This window comes from Variovorax dokdonensis, from assembly GCF_030316895.1.
GTDB lineage: Bacteria > Pseudomonadota > Gammaproteobacteria > Burkholderiales > Burkholderiaceae_C > Variovorax > Variovorax dokdonensis.
On the sequence record NZ_JASZYV010000007.1, the window covers coordinates 14,610 to 29,218 of the forward strand.

15 protein-coding genes are annotated in these 14,609 nt (G+C 65.6%); 7 read left to right on the top strand and 8 right to left on the bottom strand.

Annotated features, from left to right (window positions below; genetic code table 11):
* Positions 1 to 3: 3 nt before the first annotated feature.
* From QTH91_RS22605 to hydA, 3 genes are read right to left on the bottom strand one after another with little or no spacing between them, the layout of a single operon-like run.
* On the bottom strand, positions 4 to 1,002 hold the full coding sequence (locus QTH91_RS22605; RefSeq protein WP_286662424.1) for a TRAP transporter substrate-binding protein: 999 nt from the start codon (positions 1,000 to 1,002) through the stop codon (positions 4 to 6).
* Between the two features lie 32 nt (positions 1,003 to 1,034).
* Positions 1,035 to 1,787, bottom strand: coding sequence for an aspartate/glutamate racemase family protein (locus tag QTH91_RS22610; RefSeq protein WP_286662425.1), 753 nt, complete (start codon positions 1,785 to 1,787; stop codon positions 1,035 to 1,037).
* Positions 1,784 to 3,211, bottom strand: a complete 1,428-nt coding sequence (gene hydA / locus QTH91_RS22615; protein ID WP_286662426.1) for a dihydropyrimidinase — start codon at positions 3,209 to 3,211, stop codon at positions 1,784 to 1,786. The genes QTH91_RS22610 and hydA overlap by 4 nt, the downstream gene beginning before the upstream one ends.
* Positions 3,212 to 3,464: 253 nt before the next feature.
* Between hydA and QTH91_RS22620 the strand changes: the two genes are divergently transcribed.
* The gene (locus QTH91_RS22620; RefSeq protein WP_286662427.1) at positions 3,465 to 4,199 is read left to right on the top strand and encodes a maleate cis-trans isomerase family protein; all 735 of its coding nucleotides are present in this window, start codon (positions 3,465 to 3,467) and stop codon (positions 4,197 to 4,199) included.
* Positions 4,200 to 4,348: 149 nt separating this feature from the next.
* Positions 4,349 to 5,068: a GntR family transcriptional regulator gene (locus tag QTH91_RS22625; RefSeq protein ID WP_390367241.1), complete on the top strand. Its 720-nt coding sequence runs from the start codon at positions 4,349 to 4,351 to the stop codon at positions 5,066 to 5,068.
* Here QTH91_RS22625 and QTH91_RS22630 read toward each other — a convergent pair.
* Positions 5,058 to 5,411 carry a DOPA 4,5-dioxygenase family protein gene (locus QTH91_RS22630; protein WP_286662429.1) on the bottom strand — a complete coding sequence of 118 codons (354 nt, stop codon included), beginning with the start codon at positions 5,409 to 5,411 and terminating at the stop codon, positions 5,058 to 5,060. The genes QTH91_RS22625 and QTH91_RS22630 overlap by 11 nt on opposite strands.
* 53 nt (positions 5,412 to 5,464) lie before the next feature.
* On the opposite strand from QTH91_RS22630, the gene QTH91_RS22635 reads away from it, so the two are divergent.
* Positions 5,465 to 6,562: a PA0069 family radical SAM protein gene (locus tag QTH91_RS22635; RefSeq protein WP_286662430.1), complete on the top strand. Its 1,098-nt coding sequence runs from the start codon at positions 5,465 to 5,467 to the stop codon at positions 6,560 to 6,562.
* Positions 6,563 to 6,581: 19 nt separating this feature from the next.
* Here QTH91_RS22635 and fghA read toward each other — a convergent pair whose 3' ends face one another.
* Both fghA and QTH91_RS22645 read right to left on the bottom strand, forming a co-directional pair.
* Positions 6,582 to 7,448: an S-formylglutathione hydrolase gene (gene fghA / locus QTH91_RS22640; protein WP_286662431.1), complete on the bottom strand. Its 867-nt coding sequence runs from the start codon at positions 7,446 to 7,448 to the stop codon at positions 6,582 to 6,584.
* 19 nt (positions 7,449 to 7,467) lie between these two features.
* Positions 7,468 to 8,577 carry an S-(hydroxymethyl)glutathione dehydrogenase/class III alcohol dehydrogenase gene (locus tag QTH91_RS22645; protein WP_286662432.1) on the bottom strand — a complete coding sequence of 370 codons (1,110 nt, stop codon included), beginning with the start codon at positions 8,575 to 8,577 and terminating at the stop codon, positions 7,468 to 7,470.
* A gap of 265 nt (positions 8,578 to 8,842) precedes the next feature.
* Here QTH91_RS22645 and QTH91_RS22650 point away from each other — a divergent pair, with 265 nt between their 5' ends.
* The 4 genes from QTH91_RS22650 (at position 8,843) to QTH91_RS22665 (ending at position 11,682) form a co-directional block, all read left to right on the top strand.
* Entirely contained in the window at positions 8,843 to 9,196 is a 354-nt protein-coding gene (locus QTH91_RS22650; protein WP_286662433.1) for a hypothetical protein, read from the top strand.
* 65 nt (positions 9,197 to 9,261) lie between these two features.
* A complete protein-coding gene (locus QTH91_RS22655; RefSeq protein ID WP_286662434.1) occupies positions 9,262 to 9,975 on the top strand; it encodes a hypothetical protein in 714 nt (237 codons plus the stop codon).
* 77 nt (positions 9,976 to 10,052) lie between these two features.
* Positions 10,053 to 10,511, top strand: a complete 459-nt coding sequence (aroQ, locus tag QTH91_RS22660; protein WP_286662435.1) for a type II 3-dehydroquinate dehydratase — start codon at positions 10,053 to 10,055, stop codon at positions 10,509 to 10,511.
* 58 nt (positions 10,512 to 10,569) lie between these two features.
* Entirely contained in the window at positions 10,570 to 11,682 is a 1,113-nt protein-coding gene (locus QTH91_RS22665; RefSeq protein WP_286662436.1) for a mandelate racemase/muconate lactonizing enzyme family protein, read from the top strand.
* Positions 11,683 to 11,716: 34 nt separating this feature from the next.
* On the opposite strand, the gene QTH91_RS22670 is transcribed toward QTH91_RS22665, so the two are convergent.
* Both QTH91_RS22670 and QTH91_RS22675 read right to left on the bottom strand, forming a co-directional pair.
* Positions 11,717 to 13,279, bottom strand: a complete 1,563-nt coding sequence (locus QTH91_RS22670) for a SpoVR family protein (RefSeq protein WP_286662437.1) — start codon at positions 13,277 to 13,279, stop codon at positions 11,717 to 11,719.
* Positions 13,276 to 14,565 (bottom strand): YeaH/YhbH family protein, encoded by a 1,290-nt coding sequence (locus QTH91_RS22675; RefSeq protein WP_286662438.1) that lies wholly within the window; start codon positions 14,563 to 14,565, stop codon positions 13,276 to 13,278. The genes QTH91_RS22670 and QTH91_RS22675 overlap by 4 nt, the downstream gene beginning before the upstream one ends.
* Positions 14,566 to 14,609 lie beyond the last annotated feature (44 nt).

The window sequence follows — 14,609 nt, forward strand, 5'->3', positions numbered from 1 at the left end:
TGCTCAGGGCTTGGCGGCTTCGGCCAGGACCTGGTCGACCAGGTCAGCGCCGGCACGCTTCTTCACACCGTCGAGCACGGCCGGAAGCGCGATCTTGCGCATTTCCTCGCGGTCTGCCGGGGTGATCTCGGTGTAGGTCATCTTGGCCTTCAGTTCGGGCAGCACCTTGGCTTCGGCCTCGATCGCCAGCTTGCGCTGGTAGGCGATGGTCTGGGTCATGGCCTGGCGCACCGCCGTCTGGTATTCGGGCTTGAGTTGCTCGAACGCCTTCTTGCTGGCCACCACGGCGATGAGGTCGAAGAAGTGGCCCGTGTTCGACAGGTACTTCTGCACCTCGGCGTAACGGGACGCCGCGATCACGGTGTAGGGATTCTCCTGGGCGTCGACCACGTGCTGCTCCAACGCCGAATACAGCTCCTTCACGTCCATCGCGACCGGGTTGGCGCCCAGTGCCCGGAAGGTGGCCAGATGCGTTTCGTTGGGCTGCAGACGCAGCTTCAGACCCTTGAGGTCGGCGGCGGTCTTGATGGGGCCGCGACTGTTGGTCACATGGCGCATGCCCAGTTCCATCCAGCCCAGGGAGATGAAACCCTTGGCCTGCAGCTTCTGGTCGATGGCCTGGCCGACGGGGCCATCGATGACGCGAAACGCGGAAGCCCGGTCGGCAAAGACGAAGGGAAGGCTGACCGCTTCCAGCTCCGGCGCAATTCGCGACAGGAAGGCGGCGCCGACCCATGTCAGCGCCAGCGTGCCCGATCTCACGGCGTCGACGTTCTCCTTGGCGCCGCCCAGTTGCATGGCCGGGAACACGTCCACCTGGAGTTGGTCTTTCGTCAAGCGCGCCACCTCCTTCTTGAACACTTGCTCGACGGCGACGCTGCTGGGATGCTCGGTGGCAAAGTTGCCGGCGATCTGTAGCTTCTGCTGGGCAGCGGCGGGCAGCAGCGCGCCGGCCAGGGCGAGGGCTGCAACGAGGCGATGAAGGCGGGAAGGGCGGGTCATGTTGGAAGTTCCTTTTGCGACGGGCGGGGTTTTCAGGAAGGGTTGCGTTGCAATAGCGCGGCGATGGCAGGCGGCAGGCCTTTGTTGCCCTTGGCGGGTGGCGGTGCGAAGCTGCCCATGCGCGCGCTGCCGGGCTGGAGGGCGACGAGGCTTTGCGCATGGCGCACGGCACTCGATACACCGTCCACGGCCGGCACGGGAAGCCGCCCCTGGAGGCTGCGCGCGAGGCCGGCCAGCGGGGCGCCGGCCAGCACGATGACGTCGGCGCCGTCTTCGGCCACGCACCGTTCGGCCAGCGCCACCAGGCGCTCGCCCTGGTTGCTCTGGACGCGTCCGATGTCGGCCAGCGGCTCGTCCAGCGCACGGATGCTCGCCAGTCGGTCGGACAGACCATTGGCATGCACCGTTTCGCGATACCAGGCGCGGATGCGCTGCGAGATGGCGACGATCGAGAAGCGATGGCCCAGCAGGCAGGCGCTCGCGAGTGCGGCCTCCGTCAGTCCGGTCACCGGGCAGGGCAATGCTTCGCGCAGGCCGGCCAACCCCGGGTCGCCGAATGCCGCCACGATCACCGCGTCGAAGCGTGCATGGTGTTCAGCCGCGAGCTGGGCTGCGGCATACGCGCCGATCAGGGCTTCGAAGCGGGTTTCGATGTACGCCACGCCGAAAGGCGCCGTCAGCACTTCGACCTCGGTGTCGGACGCGGCGCTGCGCTGCGCCTCGGCCCGGATGAGCTCGGACACGCTCTCCGAGATGTTGGGATTGATCAGCAGCAGGCGGGTCATGCGGCGACTCCGGCTCGCCGCGGCAGGATGCTGGGCGTCTCGCAGGTCAGGAAGCGGCCGCGTCCAGCGCGGGGGTGGAAGTCCTTGCCGTCCCACACCACCTCGCCCCCGATGAGCGTCAGGCCCGGCCAGGCGCGCAGGCGCTGGCCGGCGTAGGGTGTGTAGTCGACGTTGTGGTGCAGATGGTGGTTGGACAGCACGAATTCGCGTTCGTCCCACACCACGAGATCGGCGTCGCTGCCCACGGCGATCGTGCCTTTGCGTGGGTGAAGGCCGTAGGTCTTGGCGGGATTGGTGGCCGTCAGTTCGACGAAGCGGTTCAACGTCATGCGTCCGCCCAGCACGCCTTCGGAGTAGAGCAGCGGCATGCGCGTCTCGATGCCGGGAATGCCATTGGGAATGTGGCGGAAGGCCACTTCCTCACCGCCGGGCTTCTTGCCCTGCGGGTCGTCATAGCGGAAGGGTGCGTGATCCGAGCTGAACACCGTGAACAGGCCGTCGTTGAGGCCGGCCCAGATCACCTCCTGGTTGGATTTGTCGCGCGGTGGCGGGCTGCAGACGCAGCGCGCACCGAGATAGCTGTCGTCCAGGCCCAGGTCCGCGGCGGTGAGGAACAGGTACTGAGGGCAGGTTTCGGCAAAGATCGACAGGCCATGCGCGCGCGCCCAGCGAATCTGCTCGACCGCCTCGCGTCCGGAAACGTGCACGATCAGGATCGGCACGTCCACCAGTTCGGCCAGCGCGATGGCGCGGTGCGTGGCTTCGCGTTCCACCAGCATGGGGCGCGAATGGGCATGAAAGCGCGGTGCGGTTCGCCCGGCAGCTTCCAGACGCTTGGTCAGCCACTCGATGCAGTCGGCGTTCTCGGCGTGGATCATGGCCATGGCCCCGTGTTGGCGTGCCACGGCCAGCACGTCGAGGATCTGCCCATCGCCCAGCTTCAGATCGTCGTAGGTCATGTAGATCTTGAAGGAGGTGTAGCCCTCGCGGATCAGCGCCGGCAATTCCTCTTCGAGCACCTGCGGCGTCGGGTCGCTCACGATCAGGTGGAACGCGTAGTCCACGTGGGCCTTGCCCTCGGCACGCTGGTGATAGTCGGCCACGGCGGCACGCAGCGATTGGCCCTTTTCCTGGGCTGCAAAGGGAATGACGGTGGTCGTGCCCCCGCAAGCGGCGGCGCGGGTCCCGGTGTCGAAATCGTCGGCCATACGCACCGGCGGGGCCATCGGCTGGTCAAGATGGCAATGCGCATCGACCCCGCCCGGCGTGACCACGCGGCCTGCGGCGTCGATTTCACGCGCGCCCTTGGCCAGCCCGTGCCCGAGTTGCACGATCCGGCCGGCCTGGATGCCGATGTCGGCGCTGAAGGTGTCTGCGGCGGTGGCCACGCGGGCGTTGCGCACCACCAAGTTGAATGTGCTCATTTGGTGCTGCCTTTTGCACCACATGTGTGCGATATTGTAGCCATTACTGTTGACAAATATGTCGACGATAAAATCTGGTGCGGGAAAGTGATGTTTTGCATGAGAATTCCCTAGCAAGAGCGATATATGCAACCTTCGGGCCAATGTTGAAAAATATGCTGACCGCGATGTCGACAGAATCGTTGACAATGGCATATCTTGGGAATAGTGTTAACACTACTGTCGACTAACACATAGAAACGGGAACCGCTCCATGACGTCTTCCTCGAACGGTCTGCGCCTGGGCGTTCTCACGCCCTCGTCGAATACGGCGCTCGAGCCGCTGACCAGCGCCCTGGCCGCAGCCGTACCGAACTGCAGCGCGCACTTCTCGCGGTTCAAGGTCACGGAGATCGCGCTGTCCGACCAGGCCCTGGGCCAGTTCGACGACAGCAAGATCCTGGTGGCCGCTGAACTGCTGGCCGATGCGAAGGTGAGCGTGATCGGATGGAGCGGCACTGCGGCCGGTTGGCTGGGCTTCGATTCCGACCGGCGCCTGGTCGAGCGCATCCATGGCCGTACAGGCATCGTGGCCACCACAGCGGTGCTGGCGCTCAACGAACTGCTTGCGCTTCGCGGCGTCACGCGGCTGGCGCTGGTCTCTCCCTACACGGGCGACGTGCAGCAACGCATCATCGAAAACTATGCAGCCATCGGCGTTGAGGTCGTGGCAGAGCGTCACCTGGACATCCGCGTCAATCACGACTTCGCGCTGGTGACACCCGATCAGCTGCACGCCATGATGCGCGAGGTGAGCGCCGCGCGGCCGCAGGCGATCGTCACCTACTGCACCAACCTGCGCGCGGCGCAGATGGCGGAGCAGATCGAGGCGGAGCTGGGCATTCCCTTGCTGGACACGGTCAGTGCGACCGTTTGGGGCCAATTGCGTGCCGCCGGCGTCGACCCCTCGGTCGTTCGAGGCTGGGGTCAACTGTTCGGCTGGAAATGAGCGGCGGCCCCGACGCATTGCGCACCGCCCTCGAAGGTGTTGGACACCTTCGTACAATCGCCGGCGCTTCCGCGCATGCCGGGCGAACCGGCGTTTCGGAGGCCAAGCCGCTCGACGCCAAACCCACCCCGACGCACAAGCACGCGCACATGCCGCCTACACGACCCGCCCGACGCGGCACCGCCAACCAGGCTCGACTGGCGCGTGAAAACGCCAACGACGAAATCTACGAAAAGATCTACGTCGCCATCCTCGAGCATCGCCTGCACCCCGGCACCAAGCTGGTCGAAGAGCGGTTGGCAGAAATCTTCAATGTCAGCCGCGCTCGCATTCGCGAAGTGCTGGCCAGGCTGGCTCACGAGCAGATCGTGGAGCTGTACCCGCAGCGCGGCGCGTTCGTGGCGCGTCCCACCATCGAGCAGGCGCTGGATGTGTTCGAGGCACGTCGTCTGATCGAGCCGGCAGTGCTGCGCCGCCTGATAGAAACGCTGACGCCCGAGAAGCTGGCCAAGCTGCGCTTGCATCAGGACCTGGAGCAGGAGGCGCGCCGTCGCGACGACAAGCGCGCCGTCATTCGACTGTCGGGCGAATTCCATTCGCTGGCGGCTGAGTTGGCCGGCAATAGCGCCCTCACGCGCAGCATGCGCGAACTGTCGGTGCTGACCTGCCTGATGATCTTCCTCTACGACTCGCCCACCACCGCCAGTTGCCGCGCCGATGAGCATTCGCAGATCATCGAGGCGATCTCCAAGCGCGACGCCGCGCGCGCAGAACAGCTCATGCTCGAGCATCTGGAGCACATCGAGTCGAGCATGAAGCTCGACGCGAACGAGGAGCAGGTCGACCTCGAGGCGATCTTCAAGACCTGAACACGCTCAGGTCCAGCACGGCCGGATCGCCCAGCCACATCACGTGGTCTGTGTGGTCCGCGTAGTCGTTGCCGGTATCGCCGTGCACCAGCACGTCCAGGCCCTTGCGCTGCGAGGCAAGCCAGCCGATCACCTCGTCGAAATGCGCGGCGTCGAAGGCGATCTGGAAGCTCCAGTGCGGATGCGGACCCACCGGCTTTTCATGAAAGCGTCCGACGGGCGTTCCGTCGGGCAACTCGGCAGGGGCACGCTCCCAGATCAGTCGGGCCAGCGTGGCCGTCTCCGGGCCGAAGTAAACATGCGCGTGATAGCGGTCGTAGACGTTTTCTGGGCGGCGAACCATGCGCCCATTGTGGCCGTCCTGCAAGACAACGAATACTGTATGAAAATACAGTTATGTCCGAAGATGCCTTCGTTCCTGTCCACGCCATCAAGGGCCGCGGCGCCGCCACGCGTCTGGCGCACCGCTTCGCCAAGGACGAGCGCAGCGCCTTCGATGACGGCTGGGGCACGCTGCACGAGACGCAGGCCGAGGACGAAGACCTGCCGCCTGTGGCCACCGAGGTGCGCTTCGAAGACGTGAAGTCGGTTCTAACCGGCAACGAATCGCCCGACATCTACTTCGAGCGCTCGCTCAATCCGTATCGCGGCTGCGAGCACGGCTGCATCTATTGTTTTGCCCGTCCCACGCACAGCTACCTGAACCTGTCGCCCGGGCTGGACTTCGAAACGCGACTGATCGCCAAGCGCAACATCGCACAGGTCCTGCGCACGGAGCTTGGCCGGCGCGCCTACCGGCCCAGCAGCATTGCCATTGGCACCGCCACCGACGGGTATCAGCCCATCGAGCGCGAATTGCGGCTCACCCGTTCGGTGTTGGAAGTGCTGCAGGAATGCCGGCATCCCTTCGGGTTGGTCACGAAGTCGAGCGCGGTGGAACGCGACCTCGACCTGATCGCGCCGATGGCGGCGCAGCGCCTCGCGGCCGTGTACGTCACCGTGACCACGCTCGACGGCGAACTGGCCCGCAAGCTGGAGCCTCGCGCAGCTTCGCCGCAGCGGCGCTTGCGGACGATCGCAACGTTGGCGGCGGCCGGCGTGCCGGTGGGCGTGAGCGTCGCGCCGCAGATTCCGTTCGTCACCGAAGACATGGAGCAGGTTCTCGAAGCCGCCTGGGCCGCCGGCGCCCGTTCGGCGTTCTATACCGTGCTGCGCCTGCCGTGGGAGGTGGCGCCCCTCTTCCATCAGTGGCTGGCGCTGCACTACCCGCAACGCGCTGATCGCGTGATGGCACGCATTCGCGAAATGCGTGGTGGCAAGGACTACGACGCCGACTTCGCTACGCGAATGAAGGGCAGTGGGCCTTGGGCGCAGTTGATCGCGCAGCGTTTTGCCAAAGCGACTCGTCGGTTGGGCTTCAACCGCGAGCGCTTCGAGATGGACCTGACTGCCTTCAGACCGCCGGGAGCGGCGGGGCAGGGCAGTCTTTTCTAGATTCCAGTTGAACGGCGGCTCAGCCCGCAAGCACCCGCGCGTGGTGCGCGAGGTGATCGGCCATGAAGCTCTGGATGAAGAAATAGCCGTGGTCGTAGCCTTCGTGGCGGCGCAGCGTGAGCGCTTGTCCCACTTGCCGGCAGGCGGCCTCGAACTGCTCTGGATGAAGCTGCTCGGCGAGGAACTTGTCGGCCAGGCCCTGGTCGACGAGGATGCCGCTTGGGTAGGGCGCGCTTTCCTGCGAGCACATCAGTGCGCTCGCATCATGCGCCGCCCAGGCGTCTCGATCCGGCCCGAGGTAGCCCGTGAACGCCTTCTCGCCCCAGGGGCACTGCGTCGGCGCGCTGATCGGTGCGAACGCCGACAGCGAGCGGAACCGTCCCGGATGCCGCAGCGCCAGCGTCAACGCGCCGTGCCCGCCCATCGAATGACCGAAGATGCCGAGGCGCGAGGCGTCGATGCCGAACTGCGCAGTCGTCAGCGGCAACAGTTCGTTCATCAGCCAGCTTTCCATGCGCCAGTGCTTGGACCAGGGCGCCTGGGTGGCGTCGAGGTAGAAGCCGGCGCCAATGCCGAAGTCCCAACTCGCGGTGGCACCGGGCAGTCCTTCGACCGCGGCGCCGCGTGGGCTGGTGTCGGGCGCGATCAGGGCCAGGCCGAGCTCGGCTGCCATGCGTTGAGCACCGGCCTTGATCGCGAAGGTTTCTTCGTTGCACGTCAGGCCTGCGAGATACAGCACTGCAGGCACGGGCCCCGACGCTGCCTGCGGCGGCAGGTAGAGCGCCAGGCGCATCGGCAGGCCGATCTCGCTCGAGTCGTGCTCCAGGAAACGCTGAATGCCGCCGAAGCAGGCGTGTTCGGACAGAGTGCGGAAGGGGTTGCTCACGCGCAGGCTCCGGATCCGATCAGAAATGAACGACGCTGCGGATCGACTTGCCTTCGTGCATCAGGTCGAAGGCCTCGTTGATTTCCGTGAGCGGCATCGTGTGCGTGACGAAAGGCGCCAGCTGGATGCGGCCAGCCATCGCGTCTTCGACCATGCCCGGCAGCTGCGAACGGCCCTTCACGCCGCCGAAGGCCGTGCCCAGCCAGCGGCGGCCGGTCACGAGTTGGAACGGGCGCGTGGAGATCTCCTGCCCCGCGCCGGCCACGCCGATGACGACCGACTGGCCCCAGCCGCGGTGCGCGCATTCGAGCGCGGCGCGCATCACGTTGATGTTGCCGATGCACTCGAACGAGTGGTCGACGCCCCAGCCCGTCATCTCGACCACCACTTGCTGGATGGGCTTGTCGTAGTCCTTGGGATTGACGCAGTCGGTGGCGCCGAAGGTCCGCGCCAGTTCGAACTTGCCGGGATTGGTGTCGATCGCGATGATGCGGCCGGCCTTGGCCAGCTTGGCGCCCTGGATCACCGCCAGCCCGATGCCGCCCAGGCCGAAGACAGCCACGCTGTCGCCTTCCTGGACCTTGGCGGTGTTCTTGACGGCGCCCAGTCCGGTCGTCACGCCGCAGCCCAACAGGCATACCTGTTCGGGATTGGCCTGCGGGTTGACCTTGGCCAGCGAGACCTCGGCCACCACCGTGTACTCACTGAACGTGGAGCAGCCCATGTAGTGATAGATGGGCTTGCCCTGGTAAGAAAAGCGCGTGGTTCCATCGGGCATGACGCCCTTGCCCTGCGTGGCGCGCACGGCCACGCAAAGGTTGGTCTTGCCCGACTTGCAGAACAGGCACTCGCCACACTCGGCGGTGTAGAGCGGAATGACGTGATCGCCCGGCTTGACGCTGGTCACGCCCTCGCCCACTTCGACGACGATTCCCGCGCCCTCGTGGCCCAGGACAGCCGGGAAGATGCCTTCCGGGTCATCGCCGCTCAGCGTGAAAGCGTCGGTGTGGCACACGCCCGTGTGCGTGATCTTGACCAGCACTTCGCCCTTGCGCGGCGGTTCGACGTCGATCTCGACGATCTGCAGGGGCTTGCCAGCTTCGAAGGCAACGGCGGCTTTGGATTTCATGGGGTCGGTCTGTGGATGGTGAAAAAAGGGCGCGCGCCGAGCCACGCCGTAAGTGGCGAAGTGGCGCAGTGGCGCTGCAATGAATGTGCCTTCGATCGTGCCACATCGACGATGGCGTCGCAGCTTCCACGGGGTGCGTGAGCGAGGGCTTTGAAGGCGCCGGCAGGCGTCATCCTCAAAATTGTGATCGGCGTGATGATTTTGTTTCTATTTGTGTCTTAATGCGCATTCGGTTTGCCACGGTGACTGGCAGGATTGGCAGACCATGCCCAATCTCTCAGATGTCGTTCACCTGGAACGCGCTCTTGTCGCGCTCGATGCCGTCATGGGCAAGCGCGATGCCACGCTCGGCTGGGGCGTCCCCGTCGGGACCACAGCCCATCAAGCCGCCACCCAATGCCTGTCGGCGGCTGCCACGCTCATCGATGTGGCGCAGGCGCTGCTGGCCGAACCGCAGCACGAAACGCCCGAAGCACTGACCGGCCAGTGGCGCACGATCATCGCGCACGCCAAGGGCGCCAGCCGCACGGCACACCAGGCCGCGCTGCAACTGGCCACCGAAAGCCACGTCGTGTCCGCACAGGGCGGCATCCTCATCACCCAGCGCGACGAAGTCTGATGGCGTTGTTGTGTCCGTCCTGCGGGACAGAGAATCGTCTGGCGGCCAGGTTCTGCATCGAATGCGTGCTGCCCCTGCCCGTGGATTTTGCGCCGACGCAGCAGTTGCCACTGCGCGCCGGAACGTCGTCTTCCGAAGATCTGCCAGAAGCGCTGGCCGTCTTTGCAGGCGGGCCAAGCAGTGCGCCCGCCGCACCGCTTCCGGACACTGCGTTCCACGCGCCCGAATCGCGCAATGCCGGAAGGCCCGTGGGCAAGATGCGCGCCTTTCTCGTCTTGACGGGTGGCTTCGCGTTGGCGGCTGCCGCAGGCTGGTTTGTCGCTTCGAGCGAAGACGGGCCCGGGGGTGGTTCGATGGTTTCCGAGGCTGCCGCGGTCGAGCCGATGGCGACCAAGAATCGCGTGGAACCTGTGCCTGCCGAGCCCGTGGCGTCCGCCGAGCCTGCCGCGCCCATGGTGGCTTCGCCAGCCAGCGCACCTGAACCGGCCTCGCCGCATGCGCCCGAGGTCAAGGCGGTTGCGAACGCTCCGGCGCCCCGGCCAGCCAAGGCGACTCACGAGCCGGCAAAAGCGCCGGTCGCAAAGCAGGCGCCGGTCGCAAGGGCGCCTGAAAGCGGGTCGCTCTTCGCCGCGTGCGAAGCGCTGAACTTCATCTCGCGCTCCCGCTGCCAGGTGGACATCTGCATGAAGCCTGGCAACGGACGGCGGTCCGAATGCGGGCCTGTGCTGGAGCAGCAGCGACTGGTCGAGCAGAAGCGCAATCCGCAACTGGCCTACTGAGGTCGGCCAGGCGGCGATAAAGTCGGGGAGCCGCCGGCCTGCGTGGCCGGCGTTGCTCAACCTACCGACTGCAACCCATGAAGAAGATCCTGGTTCTCAACGGCCCCAACCTCAATCTCCTCGGCACGCGCGAGCCAGCCACTTACGGCTACGAGACACTGGACGATGTGGAGCGCATGTGCCGCGAAACCGGCACCCAACTGGGCCTGGAGGTGGAATGCCGACAGTCCAACCACGAAGGCCAACTCATCGACTGGCTCCACCAAGCGGGTCGCGACCAGGCGGCCGGCACGCTGCTCGGCGTGGTGATGAACCCTGGCGCCTACACGCACACCTCGATTGCGCTGCATGACGCCATCAAGGGCGCCTCCGTCACGCTGATCGAACTGCACATCTCCAACGTGCATGCGCGCGAGTCCTTCCGCCATCACTCCTACATCTCGCCGGCGGCGCGCGGCATCATCGTCGGCTTCGGCGTGCAGGGATATCCGCTGGCCATCGAGGCATTGCTGCGGGTCAGCACGCCCAAGGCCTGAGCGGCGCCCGCCGCCGGCCCTGCCGGTCGGATCCAGAAAAAACAGGAGACATCGCGCCGTGAAAATCACCGAGGTCAGCCCATTCATCCTGCACGTGCCCGTCACCGGCAACCAGATTGCCGACAGCACGCACACCATCAGCCACTGGGGCGTCGTGGGCGCCAGGATCGTCAGCGAGGACGGGCTGGAAGGCTTCGGGTTCGCCGGCACCCATGCGCACCTTCCGGGCGACCAACTCATCGCGAGCTGCATCCGCGATGCGCATGCGCCGCTGCTGCTGGGCGAGGACGCGCGCGACCGGCGGCGCCTCTGGCTCAAGCTGGCACGCCATCCCGCGCTGCAATGGATCGGCCGCGCCGGTGTCACCACCCTGTCGCTGGCGGCGATCGACATCGCGCTGTGGGACCTCAATGCCAAGGCTGCCGGGGTGCCCCTGTGGAAGCTCCTGGGCGGCCAGGTGCGCGACAAGGTGCGTGCCTACAACACCGACATCGGCTGGCTCAGCATCGACGATGAGGCGCTGGTGAGGGGCGCGCAGCGCGCGGTCGAGGATGGCTTCACCGGCATCAAGATCAAGGTGGGCTCGACCGTGGACCGAGACCTGCGCCGCCTCGCCGCCGTGCGCAAGGCCATCGGTTCGTCGGTGACGCTGGCGGTCGATGGCAATGGCAAGTGGAGCCTGGCGGACTGCCTGCGCTTTTGCCGCGGCGCGCAGGAGCACGATGTGTTCTGGTTCGAGGAGCCGCTCTGGTATGACGATGTCGCCGGTCATGCGGAGCTGGCTCGCGCCTCATCGATTCCGGTCGCCCTTGGCGAGCAGCTCTACACCGCGGACGCTTTTTCGGAATTCATTGCGCAGCGTGCCATCCATTGGGTGCAGCCCGATGTCACGCGCCTGGGCGGAATCACCGAGACGTGGCAGGTGTGCGAGATGGCCCATGGCTTCCGTCTTCCGGTGGCGCCGCATGCCGGGGAGATGAGTCAGGTGCACGTCCACCTGAACTATGCCCATCCGGCCTGCGAGGTGCTGGAGTACATCCCCTGGATCGCGCACTGCTTCACCGATCCGGCCAGGGTGGAGGATGGCTTCTTCGTGTTGCCGTCACTGCCTGGAGCAGGCACCACGCCCACCCAGGAGGCCTGGGCTCAGTACCGCCAGCCCTGCGCTTGAAGCTGCGGCCTTCGCCGCCAGCCTGACCAGCGGTTCAGGCGCCTTGCGACGCGACGGCCTTGAACCGTGTGATGTGTCCGCGGCTGTCCACGCTTTCCAGATGGACGTCGAATCCCCAAAGGCGAGCCACGTGCTTGAGCACTTCGCTGGCCGTCTCGTGCAGCGGCCGATCGTTGTGCTGCGTGTGGCGAAGGGTGAGGGACCGGTCGCCACGCAGGTTGACGCTCCACACCTGGATGTTCGGCTCGCGATGGTTCAGGTCGTATTGGCGAGACAGCGCCTCGCGCAACTGGCGATAGCCGCTGTCGTCGTGGATGGCCGAGACCTCCAGCTCCGGTTCGTCCTCCTCGTCGCGTATCGCGAAGAGGCGGAAGTCGCGCATCAGCTTCGGGCTCAGGAACTGGCCGATGAAGCTCTCGTCCTTGAAGTTGCGCATGGCGTAGTCGAGCGTGGTGAGCCAGTCGGTGCCCGCCAGGTCGGGGAACCAGCGCCGGTCTTCCTCGGTTGGCTTCTCGCAGATGCGCCGCAGGTCGGTGAACATCGCGAAGCCCAGCGCATAGGGGTTGATGCCGCTGTAGGCGCGGTGGTCGATCGGCGGCTGATACACCACGTTGGTGTGCGACTGCAGCCACTCCATCATGAAGCCGTCGGCCAGCAGGCCTTCGTCGTACAGGGTGTTGAGCAGCGTGTAGTGCCAGAAGGTCGCCCAGCCTTCGTTCATGACCTGGGTCTGGCGCTGCGGGTAGAAGTACTGCGCCACCTTGCGCACGATGCGCACCACCTCGCGCTGCCAGGGCTCGAGCAGCGGCGCGTTCTTCTCGATGAAGTACAGCAGGTTCTCTTGAGGCTCCGCGGGAAAGCGGCGCGTGGCTTCCTCGCTGGCTTCCTGGCCGGAGCGCCGGGGAAGGGTCCGCCAGAGGTCGTTCACCTGCTGCTGGAGGTAGTACTCGCGTTCTTCGCGGCGCGCCTGTTCCTGCGCGAGTGACAGCTTCTGCGGCCTGCGATAGCGGTCGACGCCGTGGTTCATCAGCGCGTGGCAGGAGTCGAGCACGTCTTCCACCGCGGCCAGCCCGTGCTTCTCTTCGCACTCGGCGATGTAGTTACGAGCGTAGACGAGGTAGTCGATGATGGACGACGCATCGGTCCACATCTTGAAGAGGTAGTTGCCCTTGAAGAAGCTGTTGTGGCCATAGGCCGCATGGGCGATCACCAGGGCCTGCATGGCCATGGTGTTCTCTTCCATGAGATAGGCGATGCAGGGGTCGGAGTTGATGACGATCTCGTAGGCCAGGCCCATGTGTCCGCGGCGATAGTTCTTCTCGGTCGAGATGAACTGCTTGCCATAGGACCAGTGCCGGTAGATGACGGGCATGCCCACCGACGCATAGGCGTCCATCATCTGCTCGGCCGTGATGATCTCGAGCTGGTTCGCGTAGGTGTCGAGCTTGTAGCCTGCCGCCACACGGGCGATCTCGGTGTGGTACTTCTCGATCAGGTCGAAGGTCCAGTCCGATGGGCTGGGCAGCGGTTCGCGATCGCGGTCGCGGTCATGGAGGGCGGCTGCGGGAAGCGTGATCTCGTCGTGCGGGCCGTTCATGTCGTTGCGCCCTCCTTCTTGAACAGGTCGCGGAAGACCGGGTAGATCTCCGTCGCGTCGGACACCTTGCGCATGGCGAAGTTGGGATGGTCGTCCACCAGCTGGGTGTATTCCTCCCAGAGGTTCTGCTCGGCTTCGGCCACTTGCACGTAGGCGTAGTAGCGTACGAGGGGCAGGATCTGCTCGCTGAGCATCTTGCGGCACTGGCCGCTGTCCTGGTGCCAGTTGTCGCCGTCGCTGGCCTGGGCGCCGTAGATGTTCCACTCGTTGCTCGGATAGCGCGCCCGCACGATCTCGTGCATGAGCTTGAGCGCACTGCTGACCACCGTGCCGCCGGTCTCGGTGGTGTGGAAGAACTCGTCTTCCGTCACCTCGGTGGCCTGGGTGTGGTGCCGGATGAACACCAGCTCGATCTTCTCGTAGTGCCGCGTGAGGAACAGATAGAGCAGCATGAAGAAGCGCTTGGACATGTCCTTGCGCGCCTCGTCCATCGAGCCCGAAACGTCCATCAGGCAGAACATCACCGCCTTGGCCGAAGGCACCGGCACGCGCACGCGATTGCGGTAGCGCAGGTCGATCGGATCGATGAAGGGCACATGCTTGGCGCGCTTCTTCATCTCCTCGATCAACAGCTCGGTTTCCTTGATCTCGCGCTGCACCAGGGCATCATCGGCGCGCGGATTGCGCTTGAGCTTGAGCAGGTGTTCTTCCAGCTCGCGCAGTTCGCGCCTGGGCGCACCGCCGAGCGCGATGCGGCGTGACAGCGCACCGCGCATGGAGCGCACCACATGCAGGTTGGAGGGCATGCCGTCGGTGACGAAGCCTGCCCGGTGGCTCTTCCACTCGGGTACTTCGGCCAGCTGCGTACGGATCAGGTGCGGCAGCGCCAGGTCCTCGAAGAAGACCCGCATGAACTCCTCCTTGGTCAGGCGAAAGACGAAATCGTCCTCGCCTTCGCCGCTGTCCGAGGCTTGCGAACCGCCGCTGCCACCGCCGCCGCCTTGCGGCCGCTCGATCCGGTCGCCCTTGACGTACTCACGGTTGCCGGGGTGGACGTATTCGCGGTTGCCGCCCATGCCGTGCCCGAATACGGGTTCGGACACATCGCGCTTGGGCAGGATGACGTCTTCCCCGCGCTCGAGGTCGCGGATGCCGCGACCGCTGACGGCGCGCTTGACTGCCTCGCCGATCTGCTCGCGGTAGCGGCGCAGGAAGCGCTCGCGGTTACCGATGGACTTGTTCTTTCCCGACAGGCGGCGATCGATGATCTGCTGCAGCACGGACAAGAAGCACTCTCCTTGGCGGACCGGGCGCGGCCCGCATCAAAAAA

Coding starts and splice junctions, on each gene's coding strand:
- QTH91_RS22605 (WP_286662424.1), bottom strand. CDS start 1,002: ATGACCCGCCCTTCCCGCCTTCATCGCCTCGTTGCAGCCCTCGCCCTG.
- aroQ (WP_286662435.1), top strand. CDS start 10,053: ATGAAGAAGATCCTGGTTCTCAACGGCCCCAACCTCAATCTCCTCGGC.
- QTH91_RS22610 (WP_286662425.1), bottom strand. CDS start 1,787: ATGACCCGCCTGCTGCTGATCAATCCCAACATCTCGGAGAGCGTGTCC.
- QTH91_RS22630 (WP_286662429.1), bottom strand. CDS start 5,411: ATGGTTCGCCGCCCAGAAAACGTCTACGACCGCTATCACGCGCATGTT.
- QTH91_RS22635 (WP_286662430.1), top strand. CDS start 5,465: ATGTCCGAAGATGCCTTCGTTCCTGTCCACGCCATCAAGGGCCGCGGC.
- QTH91_RS22670 (WP_286662437.1), bottom strand. CDS start 13,279: ATGAACGGCCCGCACGACGAGATCACGCTTCCCGCAGCCGCCCTCCAT.
- QTH91_RS22620 (WP_286662427.1), top strand. CDS start 3,465: ATGACGTCTTCCTCGAACGGTCTGCGCCTGGGCGTTCTCACGCCCTCG.
- QTH91_RS22645 (WP_286662432.1), bottom strand. CDS start 8,577: ATGAAATCCAAAGCCGCCGTTGCCTTCGAAGCTGGCAAGCCCCTGCAG.
- QTH91_RS22625 (WP_390367241.1), top strand. CDS start 4,349: ATGCCGCCTACACGACCCGCCCGACGCGGCACCGCCAACCAGGCTCGA.
- QTH91_RS22650 (WP_286662433.1), top strand. CDS start 8,843: ATGCCCAATCTCTCAGATGTCGTTCACCTGGAACGCGCTCTTGTCGCG.
- hydA (WP_286662426.1), bottom strand. CDS start 3,211: ATGAGCACATTCAACTTGGTGGTGCGCAACGCCCGCGTGGCCACCGCC.